Genomic DNA, 16,513 nt, shown 5'->3' with positions numbered 1-16,513 from the left:
CGGTCCGTTCGCACGGGGCGGCGGGTCGTCAGCCTGGTCGATACCCTCGGCACCAATGCTGACCGTCATCTGGGGCGCGATCGCGGCCCGCCGGGCGCAGGCCCTGGCGGTGCTCCTGCTCACCGTGCTCGCGAGCGCCGCCGCCGCGGCCGCGCCGAGCTATGTCGCCGCCGCCGGCCAGGCCCTGGCCCGCTACGAGGCGTCCAGGGCGACGCCGAACGAGCTTCGACTGCGACTCGCCGACCCCGTCGAATATCCGGGGATGCCCGGCGACCCCGCGCGGACCCCGTTCGCCGACAGGGTGCGGCAGTTGACGCCGGCCGGTTTCGAGGTCGTCCTGGGTGCGCAGAGCAGCGGCGTCGCCGCCGGCCGCTCCGGACGGGTGACCTCGACCCTGGTCTTCCGCGCGGGGGTCTGCGAACGGGTGACAGTGTCCGGCGCCTGCCCCCGGGCCACGACGCGAGGGCAGGTCCCCGAGGTCATGGTCAGCGCGCAGACAGCGGCGCGGCTCGGTGTAGCCGTCGGCGACCAGTTCACCTTCGGCGTGGTGCCGGTACGGGTGGCCGGCGTCTACCAACCGCAGGACGTGACCGATCCGTTCTGGCTGGGCGCGGAATACATTCGTCCCGCCGCGGCGGGCCCGTCCAGCACTCCGGCCGTGGGCAGCGCGGAGGACGCCGTCTTCACCGCCGAGGCCGCGCCCCTGACCGACGACGACGCGCTCCTGCATCGGTCGACTGCCGACCTCTACGTCACCGAGCGCCTGCTCGACACCCGTTCCGCCTCGGACCTGCGGACCGCCGTCGCGGTGGTGACGCGGGACGCGAGCCGCGCGGGCCTCGGGGGCGGCAGCAGCCTGTCCCTCCTCCTCGACCGGGTGGCAGTGCAACGTGGGCAGTTGGCCGACGGCGTGACCCTGGGCGCCGGGCTGCTCGTCCTGCTCTGCTGGCTGGTCCTGTTCGTCGCGGTCAGCTCGGCGGCGGATCAGCGCCGACCGGAGCAGGGCCTGCTCCTGCTCCGCGGGGTGCAGCGCCGACGGCTGTGGGCGCTGGCGATCGGCGAGCACGCCGTACCCGTGTTGATCGCGATTCCCCTCGGCTGCCTGGGCGGCGTCGCCGCCGCCACACTGCTCGCCGCGCGCACCCTTCCGGCCCGGGCCGACGTCGGGGTGGACGCCACCGTGATCGGCTTCGCCGCCGTCGGCGCGGTCGGCGCGCTCGCCGCGGTCCTGCTTGCCCAGCTTCGGATGTTGTCCGGGTCGGTCGTCGACCTGTTGCGTCGGGTCCCGGCACGGACCCGCGGCTGGCGGGCGACCATCGGTGACGTCGTCGCGGTGTCCGTCGCCGTGGCCGCCGTGGTGCAGTTGCGCTCCGGCGGATCGCCCAGCGGACTGGCCCTGGTGGCACCGGTCGCCGGGGCGTTCGCCGCAGGTGTCCTGCTGGCCCGGGTCGCGATGATCATCGGCGCGGCGGCGGGCGCTGCGCTGCTGGCGCGCGGGCGGACAGCCACCGGTCTCGCCCTGGTGCAGGTGGCCCGACAACCCCGCTTCCGGCCCCTGATCGCGCTTCTCACAGTGGTCGTCGCGATGCTCGCCTTCACCGCCGCGACGAGCGAGGTCGCATCGACCGCCTACACCGACCGGGCAGTTGTCGAGGTCGGCGCGCCGCGCGTGGTCCAGGTCGACGCGACGTCCCGTTCGCACCTTCTGAAGGCCGTGCGGACGGCCGATCCCGAGGGTCGCTTCGCGATGGCCGCAGTGGTGACGAGCGTGTCCTCCGCGGCCGGCACACCGCTCCTCGCTGTGGACTCCGACCGGCTGGCGACGGTGGCAGCGCCGCATCCGTCCTACGGCGTGTCCCTGCCGGACGTCGCACGGAAGATCCACCCGGCCGCGCCCGGGGAGCCGGTGTACTTCCGGGGGCAACTGCTCGACCTGGTCCTCTTCACCAGCTTCGACGCCGAGGCCTTCGCCGGGAACAAGGTTCGCCTCGCGGTCACGGTCGCCAGTGCCAACGGCACCCGGGTGGTCGCCTCTCTCAAGGACGTCGAGCCCGCCCGCCAGGCCTACCCATTCCAGGTGCCCGAGTGCGCGCAGGAATGCCGACTGGTCAAGATCGAGATCGTCGCCCCAGTGGTCTCCCGCCAACTGGAGGTCCACTTCGAGGAGTTACGCAGCAGCGACGAGGACGGCGGACGCGAGATGGTGGTGCTGACCGGCGCGCAGTTCGCCGACCTGACGCGGTGGCGGCTGTCCGACACGAGCACCACCCGCGCGAGCGCGACGACCACGGCGATGGTCCTCACCGTGGACGAGAACCGGCGGGCGACACCGGCCGCCATCAGTGTTGTCGACGCGCCGTTTCCGCTGCCGGGCTACCTGACCAGGTCGACGGGGACCCCGCTCGGCAGGGCCCACCCGTACGACGGCGTCGACGGCACACCGACCACGGCATCCGTCCAGGGCCTGGCCGATCGGCTGCCGCGACTTGGTGGCACCGGTCTGGTCGTCGACCTGGAATACGCGGATCGCCTCGCCGTCGCCAGCCAGAACGGCAGTGAGGAGGTCTGGTTGACGTCGTCGGCTCCCGCCGACGTCCTCGACCGGCTTCGCGCCCAGGGTCTGGTCATCACCGCCGATCGGACGACCGCCGCCGTGCGACAGGAATTCGACCGGCAGGGTGCCGCGCTGGCAGTGCGCTTCAACCTGTTCGCCGCGCTGGCCGGGGTGCTGATCGGGGCGGCCGGCCTGGTCGCGATGGCGGCGGCCGAGCAGCGTACCCGGGTGGCCATGTTGGTGGCGTTGCGCCGGCAGGGGCTGCCGCCACGAGCGGTGCGGGGCGGTTACGGGTGGCCGGTCGCCGTCGCCGCCGTGTCGGGCGGTCTCGTCACAGTGATGATCTGGCTGCTCACCCGGGGCGGGCAGCGCCTGTTCAGTGACGGCCGCTCGCCGGTCCCGTTGCCCGACTGGCCGGACGTCGGCCGGCTGCTGCTGCTGTTCACGGTGCCGACCATCACGCTGTTCGCCGTCACCGCGCTCGTGCTCGGTCGGGTCGTCGCCGCCTCGGTACGCCGCCGGAGCAGCCGATGACCACCGAGCCGCACGACGAGCCGACGACCGCCGCGCGGCCGGCCGGGGGCGTGGCCGTCACCTGCCACCGGCTCATCCACATCTACCCCAGCGCCACCGGTGACGTCGTCGCGCTCTCCGGTGTGGACCTGCGGATCTCACCGGGCGAGATGCTGGCGCTGGTGGGGCCGTCCGGCTCGGGAAAGTCCACTCTGGTGGCAATCCTCGGCGGGCTCATGCAACCGTCCGCCGGGCGCGTGCACGTGGGCGACCACGAGCTGTCCCGGCTCTCGGCCAAGGGCCTGGCGGCCCTTCGCGGGGCCACTGTCGGCACGGTGCTCCAGGGCGCCGAACGCAACCTGCTGCCGTACGTGTCGCTGGCGCGCAACGTCTGGTTGGCGCAGCGACCCGCGGCACGCATCGCCGGACGTCGGCTTGATCCGCCGGAGGCGGTCCTGGACCTCGTCGGTCTCGGCGGCGCCGGCGCGCGGCGGGTGGGCGACCTGACTCCGGGGCAGCGTCAGCGGGCCGCTCTGGCGCAAGGACTCGCGGCCGGGCCCGGGCTGCTCCTGGTCGACGAGCCGACCAGCCAGCTCGACGCGTCCGGTCGGGACGAGGTGCTCGCGGCGCTGGCCACCGTCAACGCGGAGCGGGGCACCACGGTGATCGTGGTGACCCATGACGGCGAGGTGGGTGCCCGGCTGGGCCGCGCCGTCACGATCCGGGACGGTCGGGTCGGGGCCGAGGGGCGCGACGGGCGGGACTTCGCCGTGGTGGCCGGCGACGGCACGATCCAGTTGCCGCCCGAGATGCTGGCGAGCTTCCCGGCCGGAACGCTCTTCGAGGTCGACCACACCGACCGGTCGGTGACTCTGCGCGCCGTCGCCACCCCGTCGTCCGGCGGCCCGGACGACGGGGTGGCGGGGGTCGTCGGCTCGCCCGACCAGGCAGGCTGAACGGGCCCCTCGCGGCTCAGTGGGTCGGGGTGCCCCGCGCCTTGAGTCGGCGCAGTTCGTCGGCGGACATCAGCGCGGCGCGGGCACCCTGACGGGGTGTCACCGCCACTCCGGCGGCGGCGAGTCCACTGAGGACGAATATGCGACGGCTGAGCCTTGTCATGGTCAGCAGCCTTAAGAACGTCGATGAACGGCGATGGGTGCGGCGCGGAATCCCACATGACGGAATGCTGTCCGCGCCAAGGCGGTCAGGTGTCCTGACCGCCCGACGAGGCCGGACCGTCAGGTCAGCGGGGACGGCGACTCGGCGCCGGGGATCACCAGCTTCGGCGCGCCGGACCCGTCCGCCGGGACGCTCCACACGTCCGGCCGTCCGTCGTCCTGCCGCAGCGTGTAGGCCAGCGTGCCGCCGTCCAGCCAGGCGGCCTGGTCGTCGACGCTCGTCGTCTCGGCTGTCGCGGTGACCCGCATGGTCGCCAGGTCGAGGACCGAGAGCCGCCAACCCTTCGCCGGATCGGCGTCGACGGCCTCCTTGAACGCGAGCCGGGTGCCGTCCGGTGACAGGGACGGGCACTCGACGTTCTCCTTCACCGTCTCGACGGTGCGGGCGGCGACGTCACCCCGGACCAGGTACCTCCTGCCCCCGGTCGACATCGTCGCGTAGAAGCGGTTGTCGTCGGCGGTGAAGGTGACACCCCAGTAGTTGACGTCCGGGTGGCGGTAGCGCCGACCGTCCTTCGTGATCGCGAACTCCTCCAGCGAGGCGACGGTCGCACCGCTGCTGGTGTCGAGGATTCCGGTGCGGGTGGAGAAGCCGCTGGAGGTGTAGGAGTCGCCGCCGACGAACGTCGTCCAGGAGACCATCCGTCCGCTGGCCGAGACCCGGGCCCGGTTCGGCAGACCCGGCACGCTGATCGTCCGGGTCTCGCGCAACGCGGAGTCGAGCACGACCATCTGGTACGACCACGCGGTTTCCGGCTTCAGGCAGACACCGGTGCCGGCGGCGGCGTACACCCGCAGGCATTCCAGACCGGAGACGGTACGCGGCCCGGTGGGGTCGGCCGTGGCGACGGTCGAGACGTGCCGGTCGGTGAGCGCCAGCAGGCGCGGACCGGACGTCAGGGTGACCGCCTGGTCGCCGGGGGCGGGAGGCGGCGTCGGCGGGGTTTCCGCCGCCGTGGCCACGTAGCCGGCCGCCACACCGCCCAACAACACTGCCGAGGCGGTCACCACGCCGAGTTTCGCCCGGGTCGACATCGCGGTCATCGGGGCACCTTCCGAGTGGTCAGGCGGGCTGGGCAGACCAGCAGGAGCAGCGTGAGGACCAGGACGCCGGCGACGGCCGCGGCCGCCGCGCGGATCGCGGTCTCCGGCCCGAACGCCTGCCAGGCGAGACCGAACAGCACCGAGGAGACGAGGTACGCCAGGGCCTGCCCGGTCTGCACGAGAGCGATGCCGGTGGTCCGCAGCCGCGCCGGCAGGACCGGCCCGGCGAGCGCGATGAGCACGCCGTCGGTGGCCGCGTAGAACGCGCCGTAGAGCGTCAGCGTCAACACGATCAGCGGCCAGCCGTCGACCGGGCCGGCGAGCAGCAGGTACGTCGCGCCGAGGGCGACGTAGCCGCCGATCACCACTGGCAGTCGGCCGATCCGGTCGGCGAGGACACCGAGCGGAGCGGCGAGCAGCAGGTAGGCCAGGCTGGTGCCCACCGCGAGCAACGGGAACCAGCGCAGGCCGAGATCCTCCCGACGCTGCAACAACAGGTAGACGAACCCGTCGCCGATCGTCGCCAGCCCGAGCATCGCCGCGGCCAGCACGAGTCGACGGGCCGGTCCGGCACGGAACAGCCGGAGAGCCTCCCGGACGGAGACCTTCGGCTCGTCCTTCACCTCGCCCTCCACCTCGCCCGGTGGGCGCTCCCGGACGAACAGCACGAGGACGACCACCGCCAGGGCGGCGACACAGAAACTGGTGACGAACACCGCGTCGTACGACTGGCCGACGACCAGCAGGACCGCGAACGCGGCGAGCGGCCCGAGGAACGCTCCGAAGCTGTCCATCGCCCGGTGCACCCCGAACGCCCGACCCAACGCCTCCGGTGGGGTGGAGAGCGTGATCAGGGCGTCGCGTGGGGCGCTGCGGACACCCTTGCCGAGCCGGTCGACGGCGATGACGGCGCCGATCGCCGGTATCGACCGGCCGGCGAGCAGAAGCCCGAGCTTCGCGACCGCCGAGAGGGTGTAGCCGAGACCCGCGATCAGCTTGCGGCGCTGGAACCGGTCGGCGGCGTAGCCACCGACGACCCGCAGGAGCGCCGTCGCGCCGGTGTGGACGCCGTCGAGCACGCCGAACGCCACCGGGCTGAGTTGCAGGCCCAGCACCAGATAGAGCGGGAGGACGGCGGCCACCATCTCCGCGGAGACGTCGGTGATCAGACTGACCGTGCCGAGCGCGACGACGTTGCCACTGACCATCGCGAACCGTCGGCGGCGTGGCCCCGATTGTGGTGGGTCGGCGACCGGTCGGGAGACGGTCGACAGGTACACGAGCATCTCCTCAGGTCGGTAGCTGACGGTCAGCCATCGTGGCGACTGGGCGGAGAGGCGGCAAGGGTCCGTCGGGGACCGCCAGGCGTGCGTCGGGTGAACATACGACAAACATCGAGATGTTTCACTGCCTGAGCGTACTGTTCATACGACAGTGGCCCTTCGGACCGTCGACTCTCCTACATTCCTTGCGCTCTTCCCACGATGTGAAGGAGTCCTGGATGGACATTCGATTCCCCCGTCCGTCGGTGACGCTGGGGGTGGTCACTGTGGTCCTCGCCGCGACCGCCGCCGTCGTCGTGACCGGCGTTGGCTCGGCGTCGGCGGCGAGCGTGACGTTCACGCCGGTCGCCGACACCTACGTCCAGAGCGACACGGCCTCCACCAACTACGGCACGTCCACGCAGATCGTGGTCGACAACTCCCCCGTACGGCGGTCGTTCCTACGCTTCACCGTGAGCGGCGTCAGCGGCACGGTGACCAGCGCCAAGCTGCGGCTGCGCACGATCAGCGGCAACAGTGGCAGCGACACCGGTGGCACGTTCCGCCGGATGTCCAACACGACCTGGTCGGAGACGGGTACCACCTGGAACAACCAGCCGGCCATCGACGGCGCCACGCTCGGCACGCTCGGCGCGGTCAGCGGCAACACCTGGTACGAGGTCGACGTCACCGCTGCGGTGACCGGCAACGGCACGTACAGCTTCGGTACGACCTCCGCCAGCGGTGACGGCGCGTACTACGACACCCGCGAAAGCGGCGCGGACGCCCCGCAACTGGTGGTCACCACCGGGACCACCACCCCGCCCTCCGGCGATCCGGTGTTCGTCGGCGCGGGTGACATCGCCGACTCCGGTTCCGGCGACAGCGCCACCGCCGCGTTGCTCGACACCATCTCCGGCACGGTCTTCACCACCGGCGACAACGTCTACGACAGTGGCACCGCATCGCAGTTCAGCACCTACTACGAGCCCACCTGGGGGCGGCACAAGAGCCGCACCCGCCCGTCGCCGGGCAACCACGACTACAACACGTCGGGCGCGACCGGCTACTACAACTACTTCGGCACGTCCGCCGGCCCGAGCGGCCGCGGCTACTACTCGTTCGACCTCGGCAACTGGCACATCGTGTCGCTGAACTCGAACATCAGCATGTCGGCGGGGTCGACGCAGGAGCAGTGGCTGCGTGCCGACCTGGCTGCCACCAGCAAGCCGTGCACGCTGGCGTACTGGCACCACCCACTGTTCACGTCCAGCTCCAACCACGCGCCGTCGACGTCGACGCGCCCGCTGTACCAGGCGCTCTACGACTACAACGCCGACGTCGTGGTGTGGGGCCACAACCACGTGTACGAGCGGTTCGCGCCGATGAACCCCTCCGGTGGCGCCGACGCCAGTCGGGGTCTGCGCAGCTTCGTCGCCGGCATGGGTGGCGCGAGCCACTACGGCTTCGGCACGATCCAGCCGAACAGCGAGGCGCGTAACAGCTCGGCGTGGGGGGTCCTGAAGTTCACCCTGCACTCCGGCAGCTACGACTGGCAGTTCGTGCCGGTGGCCGGGCAGACGTACAACGACAGCGGCACCGGCACCTGCCACTGACCGCGCGATCCCGCTGCACCGTTCGCGGTGCAGCGGGACCCCCTCCCGCCCCTCCCGCGACCCACGACCCACGCCGACCCTGGACGCCGCACCCACACACGCGCTCCACGCGCACGCCCGCGGCCCTGGCTCTCGGGCCGCATGACCTCGAGCCCCTGCGCCGAAGCCCGGCGAGCGTCCCGCACCGGGGTAGCGGTCGGCGGTCATGACGTGCGCGGCTCTCTGTAGAGCTGCCCCACACATGGGGCGGCGGCGGTTCAACTGCCGGTCAATCCGAAAAGGGAGATACCAGGCACCCAACTGAAGCGGCCCAATCGACTACGGTCATCCGCGCAACCCAAGGCGAGATCTTGGACAGTTTCCGTTCAGCGCAAACGGAAACTGTCCAAGATCTACGGAAAATGCGACGTCCACCGACACCGACCGCTCCCCTGACGGCCAAACGATGGGCCCGTCCACGGATACCCGGACGGTACGTCGGCCCGACGGCCGCGCGGTACGTCGGCCCGACGGCCGCGCGGTACGTCGCCCGACGGCCGCGCGGTAGGTCGCCCCGGACGGACCCACGGCAGGCCAGCCCTAGACGGCCGCACGGCAGGCCAGCCCTAGACGGCCGCACGGCAGGCCAGCCCTGGACAACGCACGACGGGCCAGTCCCCGGACCAGCGGACGGGCGTGACGCCCCACGGGGACCAGGACCATCCGCCACACAGCAAAGGTCACCCACACCGAAGGTGTGCCGGCCGCACGCGCGACAACGGCGACACCACCGCAGGGCCGGTCCCGGTCGAGCTCGTCGCGGGGTCGCGGCCCATATGTGGGGCAGCTCTACAGCGCCGTACCGGGAAGGGTGGACCCGAGCCCGGCGAGCCGGTTCCGGTACCCAGCGGCCAGCATCCGCCATCCGGCCGCCTGCGACGCCCACTGTCGAAACGGGTCGGACGGCCGGCCTCGGCACCGCTGGAGGAACGGCACCGCAAGGGACGGCACCCCGCCAAGCGACGTGTGCCCCCGCCCGCGGAGCGGGCAGGGGCACACGTGCGGACGGTCAGGCGTCAGCGGGCCGTACCGGCCCGACGCTTGTTGTAGACGTCGAAGGCGACAGCGACGAGCAGGACGAGGCCCTTCACCACCGACTGGGTCGACTGGTCGATGCCCATCAGCTGCATGCCGTTGCTCATCACCGCCATGATCAGACCACCGACCATCGCGCCCACCACGGTGCCGACGCCACCGGTCACCGCCGCGCCGCCGATGAAGGCCGCGGCGATCGCGTCCAGCTCGAACATGTTGCCGGCGGCGGGTTGGGCGCCGTTGGACCGCGAGGAGTAGATGACACCGGCCACGGCGGCCAGGAAGCCCATGTTGACGAACATCCAGAAGTTGACGGTCCGGACCTTCACCCCGGACAGCGCCGCCGCCGACAGGTTCCCGCCGATCGCGTAGACCTGGCGACCGAAGACGGTACGCCGGGTGACCAGGCCGTAGACCAGCACGAGGACCGCGAGGATGATCAGCACGATCGGCAGACCACGGGCGTGGGCCAGCTGCCAGGCGAAGTACATGATGACCGCGCCGACCAGCACGACCCGGGCGACGAACAGCGGGAACGACTCCACGTGCTGCTGGTAGCGGATGCGCGCCACACGGGTGCGGAAACCACTCACCGCGTAGCCGGCCACCGCGACTGCGCCGATCAGCAAGGTGAAGGCGTCGAAGCCGTTTCCGCCGAGCAGGCCGTTGAGGAAGCCCGCCGCGACCTTCTGGTATTCGGCCGGGAACGGCGACAGCGAGATGTTGTCGAGCACCCGCAGGGTGAGGCCCCGGAACAGCAGCATGCCCGCCAGGGTCACGATGAACGCCGGAATGCCGGCGTACGCCACCCAGAAGCCGTGCCACGCGCCGACCGCGATGCCGACGGCGAGTGCCGCCAGAACGCCGATCCACCAGGGGTGACCCTGCTGGATCACCAGGACGGCGGAGACCGCTCCGGTCAGCGCGACGACCGATCCGACCGACAGGTCGATGTGGCCGCCGATGATCAGGATGACCATCCCGATCGCGAGCACCAGGATGTACGAGTACTGGAGGACGATGTTGGTGATGTTGCCGGGGCTCAACAGCACCCCGTCGGTCAGGATCGCGAAGAGCCCGACGATGACGACCAGGGCGACGTAGATCCCGCTCTGCCTCAGGTTGTTCAACACCAACGCGCGTAGGTCGCTCGTCCCGCTGTGCAGGGCGGCGGCGGGCGCGCTGTCCGGGGGCGTCGGGCGCTCCGTCGAGGGGGTCTTGATGTCGGTCATCCGACGAGCTCCTTGTCCTTGGTCATCAGCTCCATGAGGCTCTCCTGAGTCGCCTCGGCCACCGGCATCTCACCGGTGATCCGGCCGGCGGCGAGGGTGTAGATGCGGTCGCACATCCCGAGCAGCTCCGGCAGCTCGGAGGAGATGACGATCACTGCCTTGCCGGCGGCCACCAGCCGGTTGATGATCGTGTAGATCTCGTACTTGGCCCCGACGTCGATCCCCCGGGTGGGTTCGTCCAGGATCAGCACGTCCGGGTCGGTGAACAGCCACTTCGACAGCACGACCTTCTGCTGGTTGCCGCCGGAGAGCTTGCCGACCACCGCCATGACGCTGGGCGTCCGGATGTTCATCTCCTGGCGGCTCGCCTCGGCGACCTTGATCTCCTCGTTGCCGTTCACCCAGCCCAACCGGGACAGGCGGTCCAGCGCGGCGGCGGACACGTTGCGCCGCACGTCGTCGATGAGGTTGAGGCCGTAGTGCTTGCGGTCCTCGGTGACGTACGCGATGCCGTTGTCGATGGCCTCGGCGACGGTACGCGCCTGCACCTCTTTCCCGCGTACGAACAGTCGGCCGTTGATGTCACGCCCGTACGACCGACCGAACACGCTCATCGCCAGCTCGGTGCGCCCGGCGCCCATCAGACCCGCGATGCCGACGACCTCACCGGCGCGCACGGACAGGTTGACGCCCTCGACGACCATCCGGTCCTGGACCGGGTGCCGCGCCGTCCAGTCCTCGATGCGGAGGACCTCCTCGCCGGGGGACGACTCACGGTCGGGGTAGAAGCTGTCCAGGTCACGCCCGACCATGCCCCGGATGATCCGCTGCTGGGTCACGTCGTCGGACTTCATGTCGAGGGTCTCAACCGTGCGTCCGTCCCGGATGACGGTCGTCGCGTCGGCGATGGCCATGATCTCGTTGAGCTTGTGCGAGATCATGATGCAGGTGATGCCCTGGTCGCGCAGTGCCCGCAGCAGGTCGAGCAGGTGAGCGGAGTCGATGTCGTTGAGCGCGGCGGTCGGCTCGTCGAGGATGAGCAGCTTCACCTGCTTCGACAGCGCCTTGGCGATCTCCACCAGCTGCTGCTTGCCGACGCCGAGCTGGATGACCGGGGTGACGGGGTTCTCGTGCAGTCCGACGGACGCCAGCAGCTTTGCCGCCTCGGCGTTGGCCAGGTTCCAGTCGATGAGCCCGCTGCGGCCACGCCGCTCGTTGCCGAGGTAGATGTTCTCGGCGATCGACAGGTACGGCACCAGGGCGAGTTCCTGGTGGATGATGACGATGCCGTTGGCCTCGCTGTCGCGGATGCCCCGGAACTGCATCGGCTTGCCGTCGAAGAGGATCTCACCGTCGTACGAGCCGGACGGGTGGACGCCGGACAGCACCTTCATCAGGGTTGACTTGCCGGCGCCGTTCTCCCCGCAGATGGCGTGGATCTCCCCGCGACGGACGGCGAGGGTGACGTCCTCCAGCGCGGTCACGCCGGGGAAGGTCTTCGTGATGCGGCGCATCTCAAGGATGGTGTCGTCCATTGTCACTGTCCTCTGTCAGGTCGGACGCGGTACGCCACGGCGTCGGGCCCGGCGGAGACCGCCGGGCCCGACGAGTGGCTTTACTTCTTGGCCTGGCCGGCGGCGACCTCTTCCGCCGTCCAGTAGCCCGAGTCGATCAGCGTGGCCTTGATGTCGTCCTTGTAGACCGTGGCGATCGGCAGCAGGTACGCCGGGACGACCTTGACGCCGTTGTTGTACGTCTGGGTGTCGTTGGCCTGCGGCTGCTTCTTCTGCAGGAACGCCTCGGACGCGTTGACGGCCTGCTCGGCGAGCAGTCGGGTGTCCTTGAAGACGGTGGAGTTCTGCACGCCGTCGTTGATCAGCTTGATCGAGGCGATCTCCGCGTCCTGGCCGGTGACGACCGGGAGCTTCTTCGCGCCGGTGCCGTAGCCGGCGTTCTGCAGGGCGGTGATGATGCCCCGGGAGATGCCGTCGTACGGGGACAGCACACCGTCGACCTTCGAGCCGTCGTTGTAGCTGGAGGTCAGCAGGTTCTCCATCCGCTTCTGCGCGGTCTCCTGCTGCCACCGCAGGGTGGCGATCTGCTCGGGGGTGGTCTGCTTGGACTTGACGACAAGCGTGCCGTCCTCGATGAACGGCTTCAGCGTGTCCATCGCACCGCCGTAGAAGTACTGGGTGTTGTTGTCGTCCAGCGAACCGGCGAAGAGCTCGACGTTCAGCGGGCCCTTGGCCGTGCCCTTCGAGCCGTCCTTGTTCAGCAGGCCGAGACCGACGAGCAGGGCGGTGCCCTGGGCGACGCCGACCTTGTAGTTGTCGAAGCTGACGTAGAAGTCGACGTCCTTGCTGCCGCGGATCAGCCGGTCGTACGAGATGACCGGGATCTTCGCGGCCGCGGCGGCCTGCAGCTGGCTGTTGAGCGCCGTGCCGTCGATCGCAGCGATCACCAGGACGTCCGCACCCTGGGTGATCATCTGGTCGACCTGCTGCGACTGCGTGGGGATGTCGTCGCCGGCGTACTGGAGGTCGACCTTGTAGCCCTTGGCCTCGAGCTTGGACTTCACCGCGTTGCCGTCGGCGATCCACCGCTCGGAGGTCTGGGTCGGCATCGAGACGCCGATGGTCAGGTCGCTGGGCTTCTCGCCGCTCTTGTCGCCGCCGCTGCCCGCTCCCTCGCCACTGCATGCCGCAAGGCTCAGCGCCAGCGCCGCGCTGCCGAGAGCAACCAGGAATTTCCTGCGCACGGGGTTCTCCTCTCTGGACTCCCCCGCCGACTGCCGGGGCAACTGTCATCTTTCGGGTAGTGTTAGCGCTCACATAGGTTGCGTCAACACCTACTCCGAAATACCGGTGTCACGGTCTCGTAACGGAGCATCCAGGCGAGCGTAGCCATGCGGTCAATCGACCAGGAGTGAGGGTGCGGCAACTCTCCGGGTCGGTCCGACGCTCCACACGCCGATGCCCGCGGACGACGTTAGTCGTCCACGGGCACCGACAGAAGCGGCGGTTCAGTGAGCTACCGCTGCGACCACCGCTGGTTGGCCGCCGCGGTGCAGTTCCACAGGATCACCGTGGTGCCGTTGGCCGTGCCGTTGTTGTTGACGTCCAGGCAGAGCCCGGACTGGACGTTGCTGATCGTCCCGTTGGCGTTGATGTTCCACTGCTGGTTGGTCCCGCCGTTGCAGTCCCAGATCTGCACCTTGGAGCCGGCCGCCGCGTTCGACGGTGCGTCCAGGCACTTGCCGAGGGACTGGAGGGTCTGACCGTTACGCGTCCAGCGCTGGTTGGCCTGGCCGTTGCAGTCCCAGATGACCGGCTGGGTGCCGTTGGCGGTGTTGCTGTTCGGCACGTCCAGGCAGCGGTTGGAGGCGGCGCTGGCGTACGCGCTCGACGTGGTCGGCGGCGGCGTCGTCGGCGGGGTCGTCCCGCCACCGCTGACCCGGTAGACGACAGTGCCGTGCGCGGGGACGCTGGCGCTGATCGTGCCGCTGCTGGAGCTGGTGCCATTGGTCCACGCGTCCACCAGGGTGAACGACGAGCCGGACTTGCCGATGGCCGCGGCCGTGGTGGAGATCGTCGTCGTCGAGCCACCCTGGTTGAACAGGGCGACGGCGACGTCACCGTTGGCGAGGCGCTTGGCCAGCACCCGACGCGTACCGTCGAACGACACCTGCGTCCCCTGCAACCCGAGGGAGTCCTGGTTGATCGCGATCAGGTTGGCGTTCTTGAGGATGGTCTGCGTCGCGGCGTTCATGTTCCGGACGTCGTTGCCGGCGATCAGCGGCGACGCCATGATCGCCCACATCGCGAAGTGGCTGCGCATCTCCGTGTCGTTCATGCCGCCACGACCGACCTCCATCATGTCCGGGTCGTTGAACCCACCCGGGCGCGCGTAGGAGGCCAACGGAACGGTCACGTTGATGATGTTCTGGATGCCCATCGGGTAGCCGTTGGTCTGGCCGGTGTCCCACGCGTTGGTGATGTCCTCGGTGGTGCGCCACATGTTGGCCACGTCGCCCCAGTTGCGCTGCGGGCCGGTCTTGGCGTGGATGCTGTTGGGATTGATGCTGTAGACGATCGGTCGTCCGGTGGCGGCCAGCGCGTCCCGCATCTTGGCGAAGGTGGTCACCTGGTCGTTGATGCTGCCCTCCGGCGAGCACCAGTCGTACTTCAGGAAGTCGACACCCCAGGCGGCGAACTGGCGGGCGTCCTGCACCTCGTGACCGCGGCTACCGGTGGCACCGGGGTAGGAGCCGAAGTACTGCGCGCAGGTCTTGTCGACGGGCACCTGGTAGAGACCGAACTTCAGACCCCGGGCGTGCAGGTAGTCGCCGAGCGCCTTCATTCCGCTGGGGAAACGGGTCGGGTCGCCCTGGATGTTGCCGGACGAGTCCCGGTTCGGGTTGAACCAGCAGTCGTCGACCACGACGTACTCGTAGCCCAGATCGCGCATCCCGCTGCTGACGATCGCATCGGCCGTGCTGCGGATCAGCGCCTCGTTGATGTTGCAACCGAACGAGTTCCACGAATTCCAACCCATCGGCGGGGTACGCGCCACGCCGTTGTCGAGCGCCTGCGCCGCAGGGGCGCGGAGGCCGACCAGGGCGCCGGCTACGAGCAGGCCGGCCGCCAGTACGCTCCCCCAGCGTCGACCTCGAGTGATGCGGTTCATCGAGCCTCCTTGTCGGTGGCGCCCGCCCCTGACTACGATCTCCGGTCGATGGGCCGATAGCTGGACGCCAATTGTTGTTAGCGTTAACAGAGACGACCATCATGTTACGGTCACATTTCACGAGGTTCAATACCTTCACCGCTTCGCATTGCCACTCATCGATAGCCAAGATCGCATAGCGATTGAGTGCGGTCTTATCGACCGGAGCGACGCGGACCCACAGGTCGACAACGCGGTGGGACCCAGTCGTCAGCGACACGGTGGGCCCGGTCAGCAACGAACGAGTGGCCCCGGTCGTCGACGACGGGGCGGACCCAGCGGTCAGCGACGCGGTGGGGCGACGCTCTCGCGGGCGACCAGGGTCGGGGCGACCGTCTGCCGCAACGCGCCACCGGTGCCCGATTCGATCTGGCTCAGCAACATCTGCAGACTCGCCCGCGCGACCGCGTCGAAGTCCGGACGGACGGTGGTCAGCGGCGGGATGAAGTACGCCGCCTCCGGCACGTCGTCGAAGCCGACCACGCTGATGTCGTCGGGCACCCGTCGGCCGAACTCGTGCAACGCCCGCAGCACGCCCAACGCGAGGTGGTCGTTGGCGGTGAAGACCGCTGTGACCTCCGGCATCCGCGCCAACATCTGCCCGCACCGGTAACCGGAGGACGCGGACCAGTCCCCCGGCATCAGCGGCGGCGGCACCAGGCCGGCGGCCAGCAGCGCCTCCCGCCATCCGTCGATCCGACCGACGCTGTCGAACCAGTCGGACGGCCCCGAGACGTGCCAGACGGTGCGGTGCCCCGCGTCGAGCAGATGTTGGGTCGCCGCACGGGCGCCCGCCACCTGGTCGACGGTCACCAACGGCACCGGTCGGCTCGGGTCACCGTCGACGGTGACCAGCGGGACGTCCTTAGGCAGACGCTCCAGCGCCTCACCGGCCGACTCGACGGGCGCGATGACCACGATGCCGGCGACCCGGTGCGACAGGTGCCGCTCGACGGCGGCCGAGATGGACCGGTGGTCGAGGTTGCGGACGCTGCCGACGCTGACCGCGAAACCCTCCTGGGCGGCGGTCTGCTCCAACGCTGCCAGCAGGGATGCCGGACCGTAGAGCGTGGTGTTCTGCGCGACGACGCCGATGACCTGGGATCGACCGGTCACCAGCGCGCGTGCCGCACCGTTGGGGCGGTAGCCGAGCTCGGCGATCGCCGCCCGCACACGCAGCCGGGTCTGCTCACGGACGTTGGGGTGCCCGTTGAGCACCCGCGACACCGTCTGATGGGAGACACCGGCGAGACGAGCAACATCCGTCATCGCGGGACCGTGGACGGCCATTTCGCTCCCCCCGCTACATCTCCGG

Annotated in this window: 11 protein-coding genes; 3 read left to right on the top strand and 8 right to left on the bottom strand. The window is 70.0% G+C overall.

Annotation, left to right across the window (positions count from 1 at the left end; genetic code table 11):
- Window positions 1–55 precede the first annotated feature (55 nt).
- Window positions 56–3,088 carry an FtsX-like permease family protein gene (locus O7631_RS14700; RefSeq protein ID WP_278144724.1) on the top strand — a complete coding sequence of 1,011 codons (3,033 nt, stop codon included), beginning with the start codon at window positions 56–58 and terminating at the stop codon, window positions 3,086–3,088.
- Window positions 3,085–4,023, top strand: coding sequence for an ATP-binding cassette domain-containing protein (locus O7631_RS14695; RefSeq protein ID WP_278144723.1), 939 nt, complete (start codon window positions 3,085–3,087; stop codon window positions 4,021–4,023). Before O7631_RS14700 ends, O7631_RS14695 begins: the two co-directional genes overlap by 4 nt.
- A gap of 16 nt (window positions 4,024–4,039) precedes the next feature.
- Here the strand turns inward: O7631_RS14695 and O7631_RS14690 are convergent, their stop codons facing one another.
- The 3 genes from O7631_RS14690 to O7631_RS14680 form a co-directional block, all read right to left on the bottom strand.
- Window positions 4,040–4,186, bottom strand: a complete 147-nt coding sequence (locus O7631_RS14690) for a hypothetical protein (protein ID WP_278144722.1) — start codon at window positions 4,184–4,186, stop codon at window positions 4,040–4,042.
- Between the two features lie 119 nt (window positions 4,187–4,305).
- On the bottom strand, window positions 4,306–5,289 hold the full coding sequence (locus O7631_RS14685; RefSeq protein ID WP_278144721.1) for a hypothetical protein: 984 nt from the start codon (window positions 5,287–5,289) through the stop codon (window positions 4,306–4,308).
- On the bottom strand, window positions 5,286–6,569 hold the full coding sequence (locus tag O7631_RS14680) for an MFS transporter (RefSeq protein ID WP_278144720.1): 1,284 nt from the start codon (window positions 6,567–6,569) through the stop codon (window positions 5,286–5,288). Before O7631_RS14680 ends, O7631_RS14685 begins: the two co-directional genes overlap by 4 nt.
- A 221-nt stretch (window positions 6,570–6,790) precedes the next feature.
- Between O7631_RS14680 and O7631_RS14675 the strand changes: the two genes are divergently transcribed.
- Window positions 6,791–8,167, top strand: coding sequence for a DNRLRE domain-containing protein (locus O7631_RS14675; RefSeq protein WP_278144719.1), 1,377 nt, complete (start codon window positions 6,791–6,793; stop codon window positions 8,165–8,167).
- Between the two features lie 1,055 nt (window positions 8,168–9,222).
- On the opposite strand, the gene mmsB is transcribed toward O7631_RS14675, so the two are convergent.
- The 5 genes from mmsB to O7631_RS14650 form a co-directional block, all read right to left on the bottom strand.
- Window positions 9,223–10,473 carry a multiple monosaccharide ABC transporter permease gene (mmsB, locus tag O7631_RS14670; protein ID WP_088990622.1) on the bottom strand — a complete coding sequence of 417 codons (1,251 nt, stop codon included), beginning with the start codon at window positions 10,471–10,473 and terminating at the stop codon, window positions 9,223–9,225.
- Window positions 10,470–12,008, bottom strand: coding sequence for a multiple monosaccharide ABC transporter ATP-binding protein (gene mmsA, locus O7631_RS14665; RefSeq protein WP_278144718.1), 1,539 nt, complete (start codon window positions 12,006–12,008; stop codon window positions 10,470–10,472). Before mmsA ends, mmsB begins: the two co-directional genes overlap by 4 nt.
- 80 nt (window positions 12,009–12,088) lie before the next feature.
- Window positions 12,089–13,231 carry a multiple monosaccharide ABC transporter substrate-binding protein gene (gene chvE, locus O7631_RS14660; protein ID WP_278144717.1) on the bottom strand — a complete coding sequence of 381 codons (1,143 nt, stop codon included), beginning with the start codon at window positions 13,229–13,231 and terminating at the stop codon, window positions 12,089–12,091.
- 272 nt (window positions 13,232–13,503) lie between these two features.
- Window positions 13,504–15,159 carry a ricin-type beta-trefoil lectin domain protein gene (locus O7631_RS14655; RefSeq protein ID WP_278144716.1) on the bottom strand — a complete coding sequence of 552 codons (1,656 nt, stop codon included), beginning with the start codon at window positions 15,157–15,159 and terminating at the stop codon, window positions 13,504–13,506.
- Window positions 15,160–15,480: 321 nt separating this feature from the next.
- Complete coding sequence (locus tag O7631_RS14650; protein WP_269680204.1) at window positions 15,481–16,467, bottom strand: LacI family DNA-binding transcriptional regulator; 987 nt, start codon at window positions 16,465–16,467, stop codon at window positions 15,481–15,483.
- Between the last annotated feature and the right edge of the window lie 46 nt (window positions 16,468–16,513).

The organism is Micromonospora sp. WMMD967 (genome assembly GCF_029626165.1).
GTDB classification, from domain to species: domain Bacteria; phylum Actinomycetota; class Actinomycetes; order Mycobacteriales; family Micromonosporaceae; genus Micromonospora; species Micromonospora taraxaci.
Note: the sequence above shows the minus strand (reverse complement) of the source record. Positions and strands in the feature narration are given on the sequence as shown.

What these genes read in the sequence shown, in the direction of transcription:
- O7631_RS14700 (WP_278144724.1), top strand. Translation starts at nt 56, where the DNA reads ATGCTGACCGTCATCTGGGGCGCGATCGCGGCCCGCCGGGCGCAGGCC.
- O7631_RS14695 (WP_278144723.1), top strand. Translation starts at nt 3,085, where the DNA reads ATGACCACCGAGCCGCACGACGAGCCGACGACCGCCGCGCGGCCGGCC.
- O7631_RS14690 (WP_278144722.1), bottom strand. Translation starts at nt 4,186, where the DNA reads ATGACAAGGCTCAGCCGTCGCATATTCGTCCTCAGTGGACTCGCCGCC.
- O7631_RS14685 (WP_278144721.1), bottom strand. Translation starts at nt 5,289, where the DNA reads ATGACCGCGATGTCGACCCGGGCGAAACTCGGCGTGGTGACCGCCTCG.
- O7631_RS14675 (WP_278144719.1), top strand. Translation starts at nt 6,791, where the DNA reads ATGGACATTCGATTCCCCCGTCCGTCGGTGACGCTGGGGGTGGTCACT.
- mmsB (WP_088990622.1), bottom strand. Translation starts at nt 10,473, where the DNA reads ATGACCGACATCAAGACCCCCTCGACGGAGCGCCCGACGCCCCCGGAC.
- mmsA (WP_278144718.1), bottom strand. Translation starts at nt 12,008, where the DNA reads ATGGACGACACCATCCTTGAGATGCGCCGCATCACGAAGACCTTCCCC.
- O7631_RS14655 (WP_278144716.1), bottom strand. Translation starts at nt 15,159, where the DNA reads ATGAACCGCATCACTCGAGGTCGACGCTGGGGGAGCGTACTGGCGGCC.
- O7631_RS14650 (WP_269680204.1), bottom strand. Translation starts at nt 16,467, where the DNA reads ATGACGGATGTTGCTCGTCTCGCCGGTGTCTCCCATCAGACGGTGTCG.